The organism is Paenibacillus agaridevorans (assembly GCF_018604145.1).
Classification (GTDB): domain Bacteria; phylum Bacillota; class Bacilli; order Paenibacillales; family Paenibacillaceae; genus Pristimantibacillus; species Pristimantibacillus agaridevorans.
Genome location: NZ_CP075889.1, coordinates 1,498,100 through 1,515,791, shown reverse-complemented (window position 1 = coordinate 1,515,791; position 17,692 = coordinate 1,498,100). Strand labels below are relative to the sequence as shown.

At 54.3% G+C, this 17,692-nt stretch carries 12 protein-coding genes; all 12 read right to left on the bottom strand.

Features of this window, described 5'->3' with window-relative positions; genetic code table 11:
• Positions 1 to 5: 5 nt before the first annotated feature.
• The 12 genes from KJW29_RS05885 to KJW29_RS05830 all read right to left on the bottom strand — a co-directional run bounded on the left by KJW29_RS05885 (position 6) and on the right by KJW29_RS05830 (position 17,679).
• Positions 6 to 1,097 (bottom strand): bifunctional heptose 7-phosphate kinase/heptose 1-phosphate adenyltransferase, encoded by a 1,092-nt coding sequence (locus tag KJW29_RS05885; protein WP_214629097.1) that lies wholly within the window; start codon positions 1,095 to 1,097, stop codon positions 6 to 8.
• On the bottom strand, positions 1,098 to 3,092 hold the full coding sequence (locus KJW29_RS05880) for a GSU2086 family protein (protein WP_214629096.1): 1,995 nt from the start codon (positions 3,090 to 3,092) through the stop codon (positions 1,098 to 1,100).
• A gap of 57 nt (positions 3,093 to 3,149) precedes the next feature.
• The gene (locus KJW29_RS05875) at positions 3,150 to 3,935 is read right to left on the bottom strand and encodes an HAD family hydrolase (protein WP_214629095.1); all 786 of its coding nucleotides are present in this window, start codon (positions 3,933 to 3,935) and stop codon (positions 3,150 to 3,152) included.
• A 77-nt stretch (positions 3,936 to 4,012) separates the two neighbouring features.
• The gene (larC2, locus tag KJW29_RS05870) at positions 4,013 to 4,492 is read right to left on the bottom strand and encodes a nickel pincer cofactor biosynthesis protein LarC2 (RefSeq protein ID WP_214629094.1); all 480 of its coding nucleotides are present in this window, start codon (positions 4,490 to 4,492) and stop codon (positions 4,013 to 4,015) included.
• A 139-nt stretch (positions 4,493 to 4,631) separates the two neighbouring features.
• A complete protein-coding gene (locus tag KJW29_RS05865) occupies positions 4,632 to 7,115 on the bottom strand; it encodes an alpha-mannosidase (RefSeq protein WP_246608808.1) in 2,484 nt (827 codons plus the stop codon).
• A 27-nt stretch (positions 7,116 to 7,142) separates the two neighbouring features.
• Positions 7,143 to 8,195 carry an oligogalacturonate lyase family protein gene (locus KJW29_RS05860; RefSeq protein ID WP_214629092.1) on the bottom strand — a complete coding sequence of 351 codons (1,053 nt, stop codon included), beginning with the start codon at positions 8,193 to 8,195 and terminating at the stop codon, positions 7,143 to 7,145.
• Entirely contained in the window at positions 8,192 to 10,486 is a 2,295-nt protein-coding gene (locus KJW29_RS05855) for a helix-turn-helix domain-containing protein (RefSeq protein ID WP_214629091.1), read from the bottom strand. Before KJW29_RS05855 ends, KJW29_RS05860 begins: the two co-directional genes overlap by 4 nt.
• A gap of 65 nt (positions 10,487 to 10,551) precedes the next feature.
• Positions 10,552 to 12,117 carry an extracellular solute-binding protein gene (locus KJW29_RS05850; protein ID WP_214629090.1) on the bottom strand — a complete coding sequence of 522 codons (1,566 nt, stop codon included), beginning with the start codon at positions 12,115 to 12,117 and terminating at the stop codon, positions 10,552 to 10,554.
• A 76-nt stretch (positions 12,118 to 12,193) separates the two neighbouring features.
• On the bottom strand, positions 12,194 to 13,072 hold the full coding sequence (locus KJW29_RS05845; protein WP_214631017.1) for a carbohydrate ABC transporter permease: 879 nt from the start codon (positions 13,070 to 13,072) through the stop codon (positions 12,194 to 12,196).
• A 5-nt stretch (positions 13,073 to 13,077) separates the two neighbouring features.
• Complete coding sequence (locus KJW29_RS05840; RefSeq protein ID WP_246608606.1) at positions 13,078 to 13,998, bottom strand: ABC transporter permease; 921 nt, start codon at positions 13,996 to 13,998, stop codon at positions 13,078 to 13,080.
• 234 nt (positions 13,999 to 14,232) lie between these two features.
• Positions 14,233 to 15,210, bottom strand: coding sequence for an ROK family protein (locus tag KJW29_RS05835; protein WP_214629089.1), 978 nt, complete (start codon positions 15,208 to 15,210; stop codon positions 14,233 to 14,235).
• A gap of 30 nt (positions 15,211 to 15,240) precedes the next feature.
• Positions 15,241 to 17,679 carry an alpha-mannosidase gene (locus KJW29_RS05830; protein WP_214629088.1) on the bottom strand — a complete coding sequence of 813 codons (2,439 nt, stop codon included), beginning with the start codon at positions 17,677 to 17,679 and terminating at the stop codon, positions 15,241 to 15,243.
• Between the last annotated feature and the right edge of the window lie 13 nt (positions 17,680 to 17,692).

Sequence of the window (17,692 nt, the reverse complement as noted above, 5' to 3'; positions counted from 1 at the left end):
GCCGATTACTGCTGCTTGCTTTCCGATTTCCCATTTATGATTTCATCATACCTCGCCAGTATTTCGCGCCTGTCGGCTGTTCCCGTCATACCTAACTTACGAATGACTACCGCGGCGCCAAGCTGAGCAAAAAACATGGACTCCGGACCGCTGCACCCCGCTCCTCTTGCACAAAGAAACGCGGATGCGAAATGGTCTCCGGCTCCGACAATATCCAAGGGAGGCTGCACCGGATGACCCGGAACCCAGATCGGCGTTCCGCCGTCGAACCACAAGGCTCCACGGGAGCCGATCGTCATACAGCACGGAGCTTCATTATTGTTCTGAAGCTGTTTACCCGCTTTTAGAAGCTGTTCCCAACAAATCTCGCCTTCGCGAGGATCCAGCCCCAATGCCCGCAGCGATTCGATTTCGTTAGGCTTGATGCAGACGCCGTTAAATTTGCCGATCCGGTCGCGGCTGTCCACCACGATTTGTTTTCCCCGAGCCGACCAGAACCGCAATCTGACTCGCACTGCTTCCGTTATGATCCCTAGCGGCAACTGGTCGGTAACTGCCACTATATCCGCCGATTGCATCATTTCATCAAGCGCCGCTATCAATTGTTTCTCCTCATCCGCACTCAAAGCACGCCGATTAATAAAGTCCAGACGCGGGTCTTCTTGTCTGACTCCCTGAAGCCCATGGCGTATAGGCTTGCAATATGCCGGCGTCACCCACTGCTTGAGACTCAGACTGTAGCTATCGTTAATCCCGCTATCCGCCAAACATCGATGCAGCATATTTCCTCGCCAATCATCCGCCGATGCCGTGCAAAACGACACTTCCCGGCAGCCAAGCGCCCGCAAGTTCATAGCCACATTGCCGCCCGCTCCTGGAGACACCCGCTCTCCGATGATCGGCAACGAATAATGCGGCGTTTCCCGGGATAGCGTGCTCAACGACATATCCGCATCCCAATAGACATCCAGACAGCCATCCCCGATTACCGCCGCCCGCAAATTGCCGATCCGTTCGATTATTTCCTCCACGCGTTCCCTGGACATTCCTTCATAAACATGCAGATGCCCGGCAGCAATTAAATGTTTGTTCTCCATCTATATGTGTTCCTCTCTGCCGTTGACATCTCTCAGCAATTGCTTGGCCAGCGCCGGAATTGTCTCCTGATGCATCCCTTCGAAATGATACCCTTTGCCGCCAAGGCTCGTCGGCCGATGAATTATGTTTTTCCTTGGTCGATAGTAATAGTCCCAGTCCTCATAGCCAACTTTCATATGGTAGTTGCCAAGCTTGACAATATCAAAATTAGCCGTTGTAATATTTTTGACCGTATGCTGCAAATTGCGTACGATCGACAAAGCCTTGAGAAAAACCTCCGGGCCGATGACCGTGGAGCCGAAATTCAGAAAAGCCCCGCCCTCAAGCTGCGAAACCGTCGAGCAATAGATCAGAAAATCCCGGCCGCTCGCTCCTCCCTGCTGTCGAAAATCAGCATCAGGATGCTGCTGCACCGCATCCGTGCCGATCGTAATATGCACCGTATAAGGAATGCCTCCGTCTATGCAACTGCCGATCAGGCTATGGGCGAGAAACGGGAACTTTTCGGTATGTTGCTGTACATAAGCGATCAAACTTTCACCGTAGCCCAGCCCGAGCGGATAACCGGCAGCAAGCGCCTCGTTAACGATCTCCGACGGTTCCCGCCACATGCCAAGCCTGCCGTTGCTCAACGCTCCGCTGCTATCCTCTTCCGTATGACCAAAGGCAGCCAATTCCAAATCCTGAAAAGCGTAAGCGCCGTTGACCGCCACATGATCGATCATGCCCTGCCTTACCAACTCGCCTATGGCAGCAGTCGTTCCGCTGCCCGGCACATTGCCGCCTAACGAAACCAGGAGGGGCTTGCCGTTTTTTTTGCTTTCTCTCAGCCGCTCCGCCATTTCAGCGAATAGAGGCGGGGCATATTCCTCCGACAACTGCCGATGCACGGATACTGCCGACCCCAGCCTGAATTTACTGTTCCTCTCCGCGATCGGGAATAGCTGCATGCGTTCCCGCTCAAGCTTCGGCGCCGCCTCGCGGTCTACAGGCCGAAAAGTCAAGGAGTGTTCCTTTATCCGATCCAGCACCGTATGGAATAGGGCAGGGATGGTCTCCTGATGCAATCCCTGAAACAAGTAGCCGGTACCGTCAATCTGCCCCAACCGATCTACGAAATTGCGCCTCGGACGATAATAATAGTCGGACGACGTCTCAGGCGGTTTCCTGCCGGCTTCAGCCGGCACGATGTCGAAATTCGCGGCGGTGATGCCCTTCATGCCCAACCCGGTATTGCGAGCCATGCTGACCGCTTTCAGAAAGATCTCGGGACCCGAAATGGCCGAGCCGAAATTAAGAAAGACGCCGCCTTCGCTTAATCCTGCGATGGACTGGCACATGGTGCGAAAATCGCGGCCGCTTGCTTGCCCAAGCGCTTCATAATCCGCGATAGGATGCTGATGAATGATGTCTGTTCCGATCGAGATATGGCAAGTATACGGCACGCCGAACTGTTGGCACTGAACAAAGACGCAATCATCATAATAGGGGAAACGTTCCGGATGGGTCGACAAGTAACGATGCAAGCTTTCGCCATACCCAAGGCCAGTCGCGCTGCCTTGCCTAATCGCTTCATTCATGTATCTGCCTGTTTCCTCCCACATCCCGAACGATCCGTCCTCGATCGATTGGGCCACATCCTCCGACGTTTCGCCTAGAAAGGCCAGTTCGAAGTCGTGGATGCTTGTTGCCCCGTTTCCGGACACATGCGTGATGACGCCGTTGCGAACCAGTTCGATAACGTATCTGGACAATCCGTTTTTAATGACATGCGCGCCCATGGACCAGATGACCGGTTTTCCTGCGCAACGCGCCGCTACGATCCGATCGATGAGAACGTTCCATTGGGGCGAAGTCGCCCCGCTCCAAGTCGGCCGTTCGTCTTCATAGGGACGGGCCATATTGCGAATGGTCACAAGATTGTGCCGATCATGCACGGAATTAGTTGATACCTTGGCAAGCGACAATCTCGGGAACGGCAATACATCGGCCATTACGATCACTCTCCTCTCTCAAATCGATCATCTTCTGTTTCGTGCAGCGTTTACAACCTATCCTAAACCAAGTCTGCCAAGCCATTCCTCCAAGTTCAGGAAATCCCCGGCAATCCAGTCCGCCCCGGCAGCCAGCAACCTGGCCTCTTTAACCGGATTGATGCCTTCACGCCGCAGCTCGTCGCTTGCCAGCCCGTACGCCGCCGCACCGCTGGCCTTGGCCAGCGTAATCTCCACTTTGCCGTCTCCGATAACCGCCATTTGTTCCGCAGCCGTCGCGCCGGAGCCGAGCAAATCCGAGATGATCTTCTCCTTCGGACATTCCGCCTGGCGAAGCGGCGCGCCATGTATCCCGGCAAAATAACGATAAACGCCAAGAGCCTTCGCTTCGCGCTCTACATCGGGGTGATCCGTTCCGCTGGCCACGTATAGCGCAATATCCGCCTGGTGCAGCCGATCCAGCAATTGCTCCGATCCTTTGATCAAGAAATTTTCTCTCTCCAGCTTGCCGCTCTCAAGAAGCTGCAAGCGCCGCTCCACTTTCTCCATCAGAAGCCGATTGTATTCGGCCTTGTACTGCCACTGATCCATAACCTCGTTGTTCCAGCCGTAACGCCGAACCGTCTCCGCCAGCCACTGCATCTGAAACACGGTCTGAATGCCGGTCGATTGATCTACGTAGCTCTCCACCTCTGCCCTCAGCCGCGCTTCCTCCGCCTCCGTTAAAGCACGGCCGCCCGCGATGCTTTCTTGCATAAATGGAATCATGACTTCCTCCCAGCCGGCGCGCAGCGTGGAAATGGTACCGTCGAAATCGAAGATTACCGCTTTAACCGTACTCATGGCCTCTCCTCCTCTCCACTTTATTACTTATTGATTAAGTTTATTGAACGAAACGATTCCTTGCATCCGCCTTCCCCTCAATCCGGCAGTTGCCCTTCCTGCAACGAAAAGCAGATCCTCGCTTCGTCAAAAACCGTCTTCAACGGCACCTGATAAGCGACTGCCGCCGCCTCGCAATCCGCATGTTCCGGAGAAAACTGAACCATGCGCCCCTTATAATAGCCCGCCTTCACCCTTAATTCCCCATAGCGCGTTAGCACTGTTTTCAGCTCCTTGCCCAAGCAATGCGTCCGGGCCGGCACGTGGCGAATGCCTAACGTCGTGGTCTCTGTAAAGATCACTTCCTCCACGGCGTCCACCGCTTGAGGTCCGCACATGACATTGAGCATCAGCCCGGGCCGACCTTTCTTCATAATAACAGGGATCCAATAAGCGTCGCTCGCGCCCGCAGCCAGCAGCTTATCGATCACATAGGGACAAAATTCGGGATTCATGTCATCCACATTAGTCTGCAGCAGCAAACGGTTGTCTATAAAACGATCTTGAGATGCGCACATGGATATACCCCCGTTTCATCGGTCTGACCGGCTCCGTTGCGTATTGTTTTTAACAACATTATCTTTATGATTAAGTTAATACATTTTAACTATACAAGACAAACAACCCGCTTGTAAAGATAAATTTGCAGCGCAAAGATTATTGCATTTCCAGCAAATTGACTTCCGACACTTCCAGCTCCAGATCGAATGGCAGTTTAAACGTCTTGATTTCTCCGTATCCGAATTTGGCGGTCCACGACCGGTTCAGCCAATGGCATTCGATCGTCGCTTCCGCTCCCCTCCCGTCCGTCTCCCGGCAACGAACAATGTAGCAATCTCCGTCCTCCCCCAATTTAACAGCCTCCAACGCCACATTGGATACCGACACCCGAACGCCTTCGAGAACGGGAGGCAAACTTCCTTTATGGTACGTCTCCACTACATGCAGCAGCGGTTGATTGAGTACAGCCGCCTCGCGAACGACGCAGGCCGCGCGCCAGTCGCCCTCATGCGGAACAAGCGCATAGCGGAACTCTTGCACGCCTTGATCCATAAACTCGCACCATTCGTCCCTCTCTCCGTAATGATCGGCGTATATCGCTCCTCGCGCCGCCGTCATTCTCAATTCGTTATCCATCACGTCGAAAGCGTATTTGCCGTCGTTCAGCAACGCCAAACCCGCGCGTTTTCCCTGCTCCGTCAAACCCGATACGTCGACCCACCGCTGCGACGGCTCTTCTTCCCCGTTGACTGGACGCTCCAAATAGCCGTAAGGGATCTCATACGTGGCCGCAGGCTGCTTAAGCGCCAGCGGAAAAGCCAACTTCAGCATATTATGCTTCTCGCGCCAATCCAGCTTCACCTTCACATGAACGACCGGACTTCCCGCATAGATGGTGAAATCCTGACGCAGCGTCGACTGACCGTATACGCTCGTCGTCCGAAGCGTCGCGCGAAGCGGCCCGGACTCCGCAACTGACAGCCTTGCTTTGCCAAAACGGCTCGTCTCCTTGCGGAAGCTCAACATATTGTGTCCCCATGTATCGCATTCGCTTTCGTCGATCACGATCGGCTGACCGCCGATGCCGTTTATCAAGTCCACGCCGGACCGCTTGTCGAGCAGCCTGGCAATCCCCCCGCTTCGCTTGTCGAACTCCAGATGCACAAGTTCGTTCTCCAATGAAGTCTCCGTTGCGGCTACCTGGTCTGCCGTCGCAGCCTCATGGCTTTTGTTCCGGTAAATCCAGTACAAACGATAGCCGTAGGCCGGCACTTCAGCCATGAACAAAGTATCGTACTTGTCGCCGCCGTTGGTACGCGACGCGCGTACATGCTGAACGGACAGCGCGTTCCCCGACTCGTCGGTTGCCCCTTTCATCTGCTGGGTCACAACGATGGGTGCGGTCACTGCCCACGAATGCGGGTTAAACACGACGACCGGCACGCCTAGATCATGTTGCTCCCACAAGGTTCTCTCCTGATTTTTGTCCAAATAACCGATGCCTTCGCGCATCGTATCCACGGCCCAGGAGATACGCTGCAGCGCTCCGTTTTGAACGACTCCTCCCAAATACAACGCATGGCCGTAGCCCTCCCGGGCATCCTCATAGGCCTCCTCGATGCAACAGCCTCCCATAATATCGTGAAACTGGTTGAACATAATCGTTTCCCAGGCTTGACGCAGGAAAACCTTTTCGTAGGCATGACCCAGCAAACGATGCGCCGCGACGGACAGCTTCTCCGCCGTGAGCAGACGCTGCTCTGCCTTGCGATTAAGCCGCTTTGTTTCGGAATGCGCCGAATAACAGCCGCTGGCGTGATGCTGCATATCGCCCGTCACGACCTGCAGCTTACGCCCTCCAAGCAACGCCTTGTCAAAAAACGCGTCGGGCGAGCTAAACGAAATGGCATCCTTGCCATACTCGCGCTGCATAACCCTGATTTCGTGAATATTGGCAATCGTCGGACCTCCGCCATGATTGCCCACGCCGTAAAAGCACATCGCATCTGTTCCCGTCTGGTTAACTTGTTCCAGTGCCTCCGCGATTTTGGGTCTTGCCGGCTGCGACTGATGGGTGTTGTAGCCGCCAGGAATACGATACGCGGTTACACGGCTTCCATCCGCGCCTTCCCACAGAAATAAATCCGCCGGAAGCTCCTTCTCCCGCTTATCCGGCCGCATAAAAACGTAGTGCTCCATGCCGCTTAACTTCAACAGCTGCGGCATCATCGCATGATGGCCAAACGAATCGACATTATAGCCGACCTTGGCCGCCTTCCCGAATTTCTCCAGAAAATACCTTTGTCCGTATAACGAATGTCTGGCGAACGACTCGCCGGACGGAAGGTTGCAGTCCGGCTGCACCCACCAGCCGCCTGCGATGACCCATCTGCCCTCCGCGACCCGCTCGGATATTTCCGCGAACATGGCGGGATCATTGTCTTCGATCCACTTATAGGAAGCGGCGCCAGCGCAAGTGAAAATAAACTCCGGAAACTCCTTCATCCGGTCAAGCGCCGAGCGGAACGTCGCTTTGGTTTCCGCAAACCCTTCTTGCCATTGCCACAGCCATACCGGATCAAGATGCGCATTGCCGATCATATGCACCGTCGGTCCGGCCATGCCACGTTGTTCCTCCATTCTGTTCACGCCTGTTCCTCCTTCTCTCTAAAATAAAGTCATAATGCCCACTTGAAGCCGTTTGTTCGCCCCAGCCAAAGTAAAGCCGATGCGGCGGCTGTCCGGACTGAAAGACGGATGCGGATGTCCGGGATGATCGTTCCATCTCCGCACGGTGCAAAGCAATTCCGAGTGCCCCGTTGTCGTGCAAATACAGACAATTCGACTGGGATGCTGAAACGTATCCGCGACGACCCATCTTCCGTCGGGGCTGGGGGCGGCATGCCAATACGGGTAATCCCCGTTTAGATGCCTCGACTCCCCGTCCCGTACATTCACGGCAAACACGCCGGTAGGCTTGAGCGGACTATGCACGTATTTGACGTAATACAGCTCGTTGCCTTGAGGCGCCCACATCTCGTGGCCGATATATTCGCCAAGCTCGCCGCCGTCCCCCACAGTACGATGCCGATACAAATTGCGCGATTGTCCGGTCTTCCTGTCCACCGCCCACATGCGATCGGGAATATGCTCCGTCTTGCCTTCATGCGCGTAAAACACCAAATGCGGATTGCGCGGATTGATCATGGCATGGTTAGCCACGGGATAGGGCTCGGAAAAACGCGGAGTGGCCGCGACTTCAACTTGCCCCTTTTCAAGCTCGCAGATGCCGATTACCCAATCCGTTCCGTCGAACCAGTACAGTCCCAGCGTACGGTTGTCGGCCGTTATGGATGGCGGCTCATGAAAGGAGCAGCCTTGCGGCAATTCGCATACGGTCCGGCTCTCTCCGGTCACCAAATCATAAACCTCCACGAGTCGTTCGCGAACGACATACAGCTTGTCGTCGGCCGATACGACGCCGCCGGCCCACGAACGATTGTCCGCGATCGTTTCGGCCTGCCCTGTCGCGGTGTCCATCTTGACGTAACTGCATTGCCGTTTTCCGTTAATCCTTGCGCATAACACGAGATGGCGATTGTCAGACAACCAGGACATGGATGTAAAATACATCAAGCCGGTATCAAAGCCGCGCTGAGCGAATACGGTGTACGCTCTGCCCGTCTCGACGTCCCGCATTTTCTTGCGATTGAATTTCATGTCTCTTCTTCGCCCTCCCCCTTCGTTACGTTGCTCCCGAATTGATGGCGATCCCGGTATTGGCCGGGAGTAATGCCCTCCATTTTGCGGAAATAGCGAATGAAATTTTGCGGTTTGTTGTACAACAGTTTTTCGGAGATGCTCGTTACGGTCATCGTCGTTTCGTTCAAGTATCGTTTGGCCAATTGCAGCCGCTGTCTCGCTACGTAATCGCCAAACGCCGTGCCCGTTTCCTTGCGGAAGACACGTCCGATATATTCGGGATGATAGTTCAACCGGGAGCCTAATGCCTCCAGCGTCAACGGCGTTTCGATCTCCTGATGGATAATGTCCAGCATTTGCTCGGAGATTGAGGCTGCTTGCTTATTTCTGCGCCGCTCCATTGCCGCGACAATCGGCTTAATCATCGTATCAGCGAACCAATGGCCGATTTCCTCCGTAGTTTTTAGCGCAAGCACATCCGGCAACATCCTTTTATCGTCCGTCAACAGCTCCTGCATCGTCCCGCCGCTGTCCTGATGCAGGCGCAGCATCTCCCCTTGCAGTCGCATCAAATAAAGCTGCAGTTCCTGATGGCTGATCGGCTTTCCTGCAACAAAAGCCAAAAACTCGTTCAGCAGCGTCACCGCCTGCCCGACGTCCAACAGCCTGATCTGCTCCAGCAGTGCCGAAGCGATATGCTGGGGAAACGCCGCAGGCGAAATCGCAAGCTCTTGGTAGACATCCTCCAGAAAGATAACCGACATCCGTCCCAGCCTGATGCCGTACGACATCGCTTCTTTTGCCTCCCGGTAGGCTTCGGGCAGTGCCAGCGGCTCCTCGACGGCATAGCTGATTCCCAGATTGGTCTTCAGCTGCAAGTACCTTTCCACCGCTTGTTGCAAGGCATGCGCCAGCTCGCTCGTCAACCGCTTGTCTTCTTCTTCCGGAAGCGTGCCTCCGCCTACAACCGTCACTTGCATTCCGCCTGTCAGAACGGGCGACAGGCGCGAAGCTTCCGGAATAATTTCCCCGGCGATATTGTTGATGGCGAACAAAAGCAAATCCTTGTCCTGCTCATTGTATCTCGAGCCCTCTAAAGTTTCGATTTGCAGGCAAATGACGCGCATCCAGCGCCAATCGGGCAGTTCCTTCCGACGAATTCGCTTGGACATCTCCTCCTTGCCGACTGCGCCCTGCAGCATTTTGTGGGTAAAATATTCTCTTAATTGCCCGTTCATATGGCGCTGATTGCCCAACAATCCGTGCAGAGTCGATTCGATCCAATAAAACTCGTCACGCTTGCCCGATCCCCCGCCCGTGCTTGCCGACTGCAGCGCCAAACCGTACAGGCGGTCCACCGGCCGGTACAAACTTCGCGAAACCTGCAGCGCCAGCAGGCATACGAGCAGGATAAGTCCCGAGCAAATCGCCAGCGTTACCCATCCGATCGCCTGGGACTCCCGGGTTACTTCGGAAATATACACTTTGGAAACATAGATCCACCCGTTATATCCCGATTTGCGATATGTTATGATATGAGGTTTGTCGTCGCTTGCGTCAACCTCGTATTGTCCCGCTTCTTCTACCGACGACTGCAGCCGCGCAAGCGAGACATTATCGGATTGATCCGTGCCGATCCAGGACCGGTTGCCCGCCGCGATGATCCGATAATGCTCGTCGAGCACGAACATTTCGCCGTATTCATCCGTCACCGGGATCATACGGCTGAGCTCCTCGGACGGCAACAACGCCACAACCAGACCCATCAGCTGCAAATTGCTGAACAACACCTTTTTGACAAGCACCGTATGATAGACGTTATTTAGCATCGGCATCTGCTCGTTCGCCCAATAAGAAAAGCGGGCAGTATCCGAATAAGAATCAAAAACAGGCGCAAAAACACTTTCCTTGTACGCGTTTTTCCCGCCGCTGCCCAGTATCCAATCTTGTCCGAAGTTGATCAAAAACACGTCGCTCAATCCGAATTCATACGTTTGCAGCCGATGCAGCGATTGGATCAATTCCTCGTAGAGCAAGTAATTGCTGGCGTCCAGGGGCTGCCCCATCGCTTTGACGACAAGCGGCGAATTTACGAACTGTGTCTGCGTATTGTCTACCGTTTTGAGCCGCTGCTCCATGCGCAGCAACGTTTGTTCCACCATATCCGCATTGCGGCTGCCCGCCTTCTCCAGCAATTGCTCGGATGTCTTGAAATAGGCAAAGCATCCGAGCGCGACAACCGGCACGACCCCGATGCAAAAACAAAATAAAAACAGCTTCCGAAAGTACCCGACCCGAAACTTTGCCATCCCTTTCTCACCTCCGCATTTGCCGGATTGGACCGGGAGTTATCCAACTCCCGGTCACTGGTTTTCTACTGCGATTTAGCCAAGCTATCGGCGAATTCCGCCAATACTTTCTGTCCGCCAGCCTTCAGCCAGGCCGCGATTGCCGACTCCCATCCGGCTTCGTCCAGCTGGCCTGTAATGAATTTGATTTTGGCGTCGTTGATGATTTTGTCCAATTCGCTTTTGCTCTGCGTCCATGTCGCGGATTCCAGTCCCAGCGCCGGATTCGGAACGGCGATGGCGGCATTGTCCTGTATGCGCTTCTCTCCCTTAAGCAGCAATTCGTCTGCCCCTTTGGCTACCAGACGCAAGGATTTGTCGTCGATGCTCAGCTCGTTCAGCCCGTCGGTAAGCAGCGACTTCTCCTCTTGCTTGATCAATTGCTCGGCTTGGCCGTCCACGATGCGATAATGTTCGTCTTCCACGCCCCAAGCCATCACGTTGATCGCGTCCGCTTCCAGCAGCCGGTCAAAAAATCCGAGAATTTGCTTCAGATTCTCTTCCGTTTTCACGGACGATTTCGGGAACAGATAGACGCCGGTATAACCTTGCTGCGCAAATACGCGTTCGCCCTTCGGTCCCGCAATATTGCCCATCAAATCGACAACGGCGTCCGCATTGTATTTCAGCGTTTCGTTTTTCAAAGTGGCCGCGCCGTCATTGTTGCCAAGCAGTACGCCCGTTTTCCCTTGCGAAAACATCGTGGTCCGCTGCAGCTCCTCCGTTACGACAAAATCGCGGTTGATGAGCCCTTCTTCGTAAAGCCTCTTAATATAGTTAAGCGCCTCCAAATATTCCGGTGTCATAAATTCCGCCTGGAATTGTCCGTTCTCCACGCTCCACTTGTTCGGCGCTCCGAACCATGACGAGACGTGCGGCAGCAAGTACGCTTCTATATCTTTGTATTCGCCCAATCCCAACGTATCGTCCTGCCCGTTGTTGTCGGGATCGTCTTTCGTAAACGCGCGCAGAACCTCGTACAATTCCTCCGGATTCGTAGGCTCTTGCAAGCCTAACCGCTCCAGCCAATCGCGGCGGAACGTAATGCCATGGCGGGCAATCGATCTTGGACGGTACAAACCGTACGTTTTGCCCTCGACCTTCGTAAAGTTGAATTGCAGCTCATTCATTTGGCTCAGATTAGGGAATTCGGACAAGTACGGACCGATCTCCCAAAAAGCGCCTGACTTAATGGCATTCACCAGCGGAGCCGCCGTATAATTTAGCGCCAGCATCGCCTGCGGCAAATCGTTGGAAGCCAGCGATATACTGATCTTGTCATCATAAGCGGAACGCGGCACCCAGGTCATGTCCAACTTCGTATTGGTCAATTCCTGCAGCTTGACCCAGGCCGAATTCGTCGTATCCGGCGGCTGCGGCGTGTAATAGGTTGCGATGACGCTGATGCGCAGCGGCTCGCCGGGGGCCGCTTCTCCCTCGGATGCGCTCGGCTTGACCGAGGATGTTGGATTGGCCGGATCGGTCCCTCCCGGTTGACCGTTGTTTCCGCCGGCGCACCCCGCTATCATGGCCAACACCATTAGCCAGACGACAAACCCGTTTGCTCGATTAAACCCTAATCTCTTTTTCATGTTCAGAACCCGCCTTCCCTCATTTTATTGTATACATAAATCCGGGTCGATGAAATCTCTGTGCCGGATATCGGCCTTACCCCTTCACGGAGCCTAGCAGCATGCCTTGCGCAAAATACTTTTGCAGAAACGGATATACCGCGATAATAGGCAAGGTCGCTACTACAATAACAGCCATCTTGATCGTTTGCGGCGGCACCACGTATTGCGCTTCGGTGCTGTAGCTGACGTCGCCAATGCCCCCGGACGACATGATAACGATCTGTCTCAGCAGTACCTGGATAGGCCACTTTGCCGAATCGTTTATATAAATAATAGCGTTAAAAAACGTATTCCAATGCGCCACCGCGTAAAACAGGGAAAAAGTGGCCATGGCAGGCAAAGACAACGGTATAATGATTTTCCACAAAATATAGGGATCGCTGCCTCCGTCCATTTTGGCCGATTCTTCGTAATCGACCGGCAGCTGTCGGAAAAAATTGATCAAGATGATCAAATAAAACGGATTGATGGCTACAGGCAGCCAAAGCGCCCAATACGTGTTCAGCAGCCCCAGACCTTTTACGACGAAAAAGCTTGGAATCATTCCTCCGCCAAATAATAGAGTGAACACGATAAGCGCCATGATGGACCGTTTCCCTTTAATGTTTCTGGACAAGGGATACGCCATTAAAGCCGTCATCGCCATATTGATGACAGTCCCCGCGATTGTAATCCAGGCGGTGGCGCCAATGCTTCGCAATAAGGTAGGCTCGGAGAAAATGAAACGGTATGCTTCCAAAGAAAACGTTTTCGGAAAAAGCAGAAATTTGCTGCCAAGCACCTCCGCCGACGTCGCAAACGATCCGGCTGCAATATGAACGAACGGCAGGAGCGTCACAAGCGCCATGGCCGCCAAAAACAAATAATTGCTAATATCGAAAAAAAGACCCGATACGGATGTTCGTCGCAGCATGGTTGTCAATACACCCCTTCCTCGCCCATCTTGCGCGCCATATAGTTCGCCCCGACAACCAGCAGCAATCCTACAACCGACTTAAACAATCCTACCGTCGTGGAATAGCTGAATTGCCCCTGAATAATGCCGTTTGTATAGACATAGGTGTCAAACACTTCGCCTACGTCGCGATTAAGCGCGTTAATCATCAGCAGCATCTGCTCAAAGCCGGTGTCGAGAAAATTGCCCAGCCTCAAAATCAGCAAAATAATAATCGTGCTTTTAATTGCCGGTACCGTAATGTGCCAGAGCTGGTGCCAGCGATTGGCCCCGTCGATTTTCGAGGCTTCGTACAATTGTGGATCGACTCCCGCCAGCGCAGCCAAAAAGATGATGGTTCCAAAGCCGGTTTCCTTCCAAATCACCTGCAACGTAACCATTGGCCGAAACCATTCCGGCGCCGTCAAAAACGCGACCTTTTCCCCGCCCATCCTCACGATGGATTCATTGACTAAGCCGCCTTCCGTCGTAAAGAGCACATAAGAAATGGCGACAACGACAACGATGGAAAAGAAATGGGGGATATAGATAAAGGTCTGTACAAGCTTTTTGAACCATTGACGCCTCAATTCGTTTAGCAGCAGCGCGATTATGATCGGCAGCGGGAAAAACAATCCGATGTTGTAAACCGCCAAAATAACCGTATTGCGGAACAACATCCAAAACGTCGGCTCGTTAAAAAAACGGACAAAATGACTAAAACCTACCCATTCGCTACCGGCAAATCCCAGCGCGGGCTGGTAATTCTGGAAAGCGATCAAAACCCACCACATCGGCAAGTATTTGAACAGAAGGAAAAACAGCAGCCCGGGTACCAGCATGGCGTACAACCAGCCGTTCCGTATCGAGATTCGCCGCAACATTGCATTCACCTCCGTCCGCATAAATTCTTAATGATTAAACTAAATTTGATCAGCTGTCCTCCACAATGTAGCCCTGTGTCCATGGTGCAGTCTATAATCATCTGCCAACCAAGTCGCTGTACGGGCTGCAAAAAGGCCAGTTGGAACGGGGATAATCATTGGCCGACGCCTGTAATCTTATTCCTTACTTTTTCCTCTCTATTAAACGGACGAAAGGCGGGCATTTGTGCCCGCCTTTCGTCCGAATTTTATTTTTCAGTGATTGTCAGCCGATGCATACAAGGCTACCGAAAGGCTTGCGTAGTCGCCGATCTGTTCCCCGAAGAAGGCAGGCTCGATTCGGCAGGCGGCAAGGGCCCTTGGATGAGCCTCCGCTTTCAGTTTGGCCATGGCATAAGGCTGCAGCAGCGATTGCTGCCTGCCGTATATGCTGCCGATTACGATGCATTGCGGATTAAGCAGGTCGACCAGCAGCGCAAGCCCTGCGCCCAGCCGTTCTCCCGTTTGGCGCATGACGGCCAACGCCAGCTCGTCGCCGCCCTCAGCTGCCTTCCCCACCGTTCGGGCGTCAAGATAAGGGAGCCGCTCGAGGCTCGGACAAAGCGGGGGGCGTTCTCCCCGCTGCAGCCGCTTTAGCGCCTCCAGTTGAGCCAGATGCGCAATGCCCCCGCCGCTGCAGAAGCCTTCGAACGATCCTGTTTTCCCGTATCCGCCCGGCCCGTCGTCGGCCATCCGAATATGTCCGATTTCGCCCGCCATGTCGTTGGTCCCGGCATACAGCTTGCCATTAAGAACAAGTCCCGCTCCCATGCCCGTGCCGAAAGTCAAAAATATCATCTGGTCCAGACCCTTGCCGGCTCCCCACTGCCATTCGGCCAGCGCGCATGCGTTGGCGTCATTTTGCAGCAGCGTAGAGACGCCAAAACGTTCCCGAATGGGGGACACAACGTCGATGTTGTCCCAGCCAGGCAAGTTGGGCGGCGACAACACGAGTCCCGTCCGGCTGTCCAGCGGTCCGCCGCAGCTAATGCCTATGCCTGCAGGGACGGCATCGGACCCCTGCAAGGCAAGCAGCTCGGTTAACGTATCTCCCAGGCATATAATCGTTTCCTCCGGCGTCGAAGGCGTCGGAAACTGTTTTTTTTCCAGCAACTCAATCGTCCCGTCCGAAGCCGCTCCGATGCTTGCCGCGCATTTGGTACCGCCGATATCGAGTCCGGCCAGCAGTTTCATCGTATCTCACGTCCTTTGTTCCGGCTTTGCCTACACGCCAAGCGGCCTCTCGATCAAATCCGTTTCCACGACGGGTCGGTCGCCGTCCGCGGGGATGTAAAAAGTTTTGATCTCGCAAGGTCCAAAAGAGGACCGGATCTCCCGTCCCCACTGCGGCAGCTTGATTAGCGCGACCGTCGACTTCTTAATGGTTTCGCGGCATCTTAGTATATAACCGCCGCCATCCTCCGCTTTCTTTAATGCGCATACCACGATATTGGACTGATCGACGTCGATAAACGAGTTTCGCTGGGGAAGCCGCCCGTCATGGTACGATTCCACGACGGTTAGCGGCGGCTGATTGAGTTCAAGCGCCCGCTGAACGGTGCCTGCCCGTTCCCAGCTGCCGGGGTGGGGCAGCAAGGCGTAAGTAAACCGCTGTATGCCCTGGTCCATAAATTCGTATTCCTGCTCCGGATCCGGTTGTGCCGGAACGTGATGGGCATAGATCGGGCTTCGCAGCACGGTGAGCCCGATCGTCTCGTTGTTCATGCTGCAGCTGTGTTTGCCGTCGTTCATCAAGCTGATGCCGTACGCCGGTCCGTCCTTCAGCAGATAGCCGGAATAATCGACCCAGCTGTGCATCGGCTCTTCATCGCCGTTCGACTCGCGCACGATATGACCGTATGGCGTTTCATAGGTCGGTTTTACGCCTGCAAGCGCCACGGGAAACATCAGCTTGAGCATCTTGAACCGCTCCCGCCAGTCTACCTTCACTTTAACCTCGATTTGGTCCAAATCGCGATACATGCTAAAGTCCTGAACGAGCTTGGATTGCCCGTACAAACTGACGACTCTTATCGTCGCTTTTACCGGGCCGGCTTCCAGCACTCTAATATCCGCCGCTTTAAATTGGCTGACCTCCTTATCGTATCGGAAAACGCCGTGACTCCATGTGTCGGAGAAATCCTCCAGAACCGCGGGCCGCGCTGCCGCTCCCGCGAATAGCTCCGATTGCAGCTTCTTGTCGTATAAAGAGCTGATCCAGCCCGTCTCCGGATCGAATGCCAGTCGGAACTTCCCGTTCTCCAGAGCATGCGGCTCTGCAAGCAACATGCCTCCCGGACGGGCTGCCGCTGTCGGTTTCGCGTTGGCGGGATCTGCGTACAACCTGTACACCCGGTATCCCATGGCAGGCAGGTCATCGACAAAGGCATAGCTATAACGGCCGTTCGGGTCGGCGGTTGTCGAACTGGCCTGTCCGACCTGCACCTCGATGATCCGCCCGCTTTCATCCAACACAAGCGGCTTGCTTCCCATCGCCCCAAGCTCCAGCTTGACGGGCATCGTTCCCGACCACGAATGACCGTTGAACACGACGACGGGCTTCATGCCTACTTCTTTGTCAATTCCGATATTCCACGACAACGACTGCAACGCGCCGTTTAGCCCGCGGCCCGCGATCGCCAGCGCTTCTCCGAATTCGTCACGGGCGTCATCGTAGGCTTCGCGTATGCTTGTTCCGGCCAATATATCGTGAAACTGGTTGAACAGCACGTTTTTCCAAGCGCGCCTGTAATCGTCCGGATACGACAGCCCCGTCTCCTTCTCGGCAACGACGGCGAACAGTTCTGCTGCTGACAGCCGATTTTCCGCCCGCCGATTCCACATTTTGATGCCGGAATGGGCCGCGTAACAACCTACCGCGTGATGCTGCAGATCATCATGCACAACCGGCAACACATCGCCTCTTTCCCTAATCGTATCGAAGAAACGGTCCGGCGAGCTGAACGCAAGCTCAGGCAAATCCGTCCGTTCATTCATCTCCACAATGCTTTCGATATTGGCGATCGTAGGGCCTCCCCCATGGTTGCCGACACCGTAAAACATCATCAGGTCGCTAAGAGGCTCGATCAGTTGCTCCGCCGTTCGCGCAACTCCCTGCTCAAGCTCTTTTCCCCAGCTTTCGTATTTATGAATAATCCGGAATGCCATAACGCGAGAGCCGTCGTCCGATTCCCACCAGAACAGGGGACCAGGCAACGACTTCTCATGCGGCATCGGCCTCATGAAGACATAAGCGTCCAAGCCGCTTTTTCGCAAAATTTGAGGCAGCATGCCGGCGTGCCCAAAGCTGTCGACATTGTATCCGACGCTGGCCGTTTTGCCGAACTTTTCCATAAAATATCGCTGGCCCAGCAAGCCCTGCCGCACAAACGATTCGCCGCCGGGAATATTGCAGTCCGGCTGTATCCACCATCCGCCAACGACGACCCATCGTCCTTCGGCGACCCGCTGCCGAATTTCCTCGAATATGACGGGCTCATTGCGTTCCACCCATTCGTACATCGCCGCCGAACTGCAGGTAAATACAAAAAAATCAAATTCCTTCATCCGATCCAGCGCGGAGCGGAACGAAGCCTTCACTTCCTGAAAGCCTTCCTGCCAGGCCCATAGCCAAACCGGATCGATATGCGCATTGCCTATCATATGCAGCGTTCCT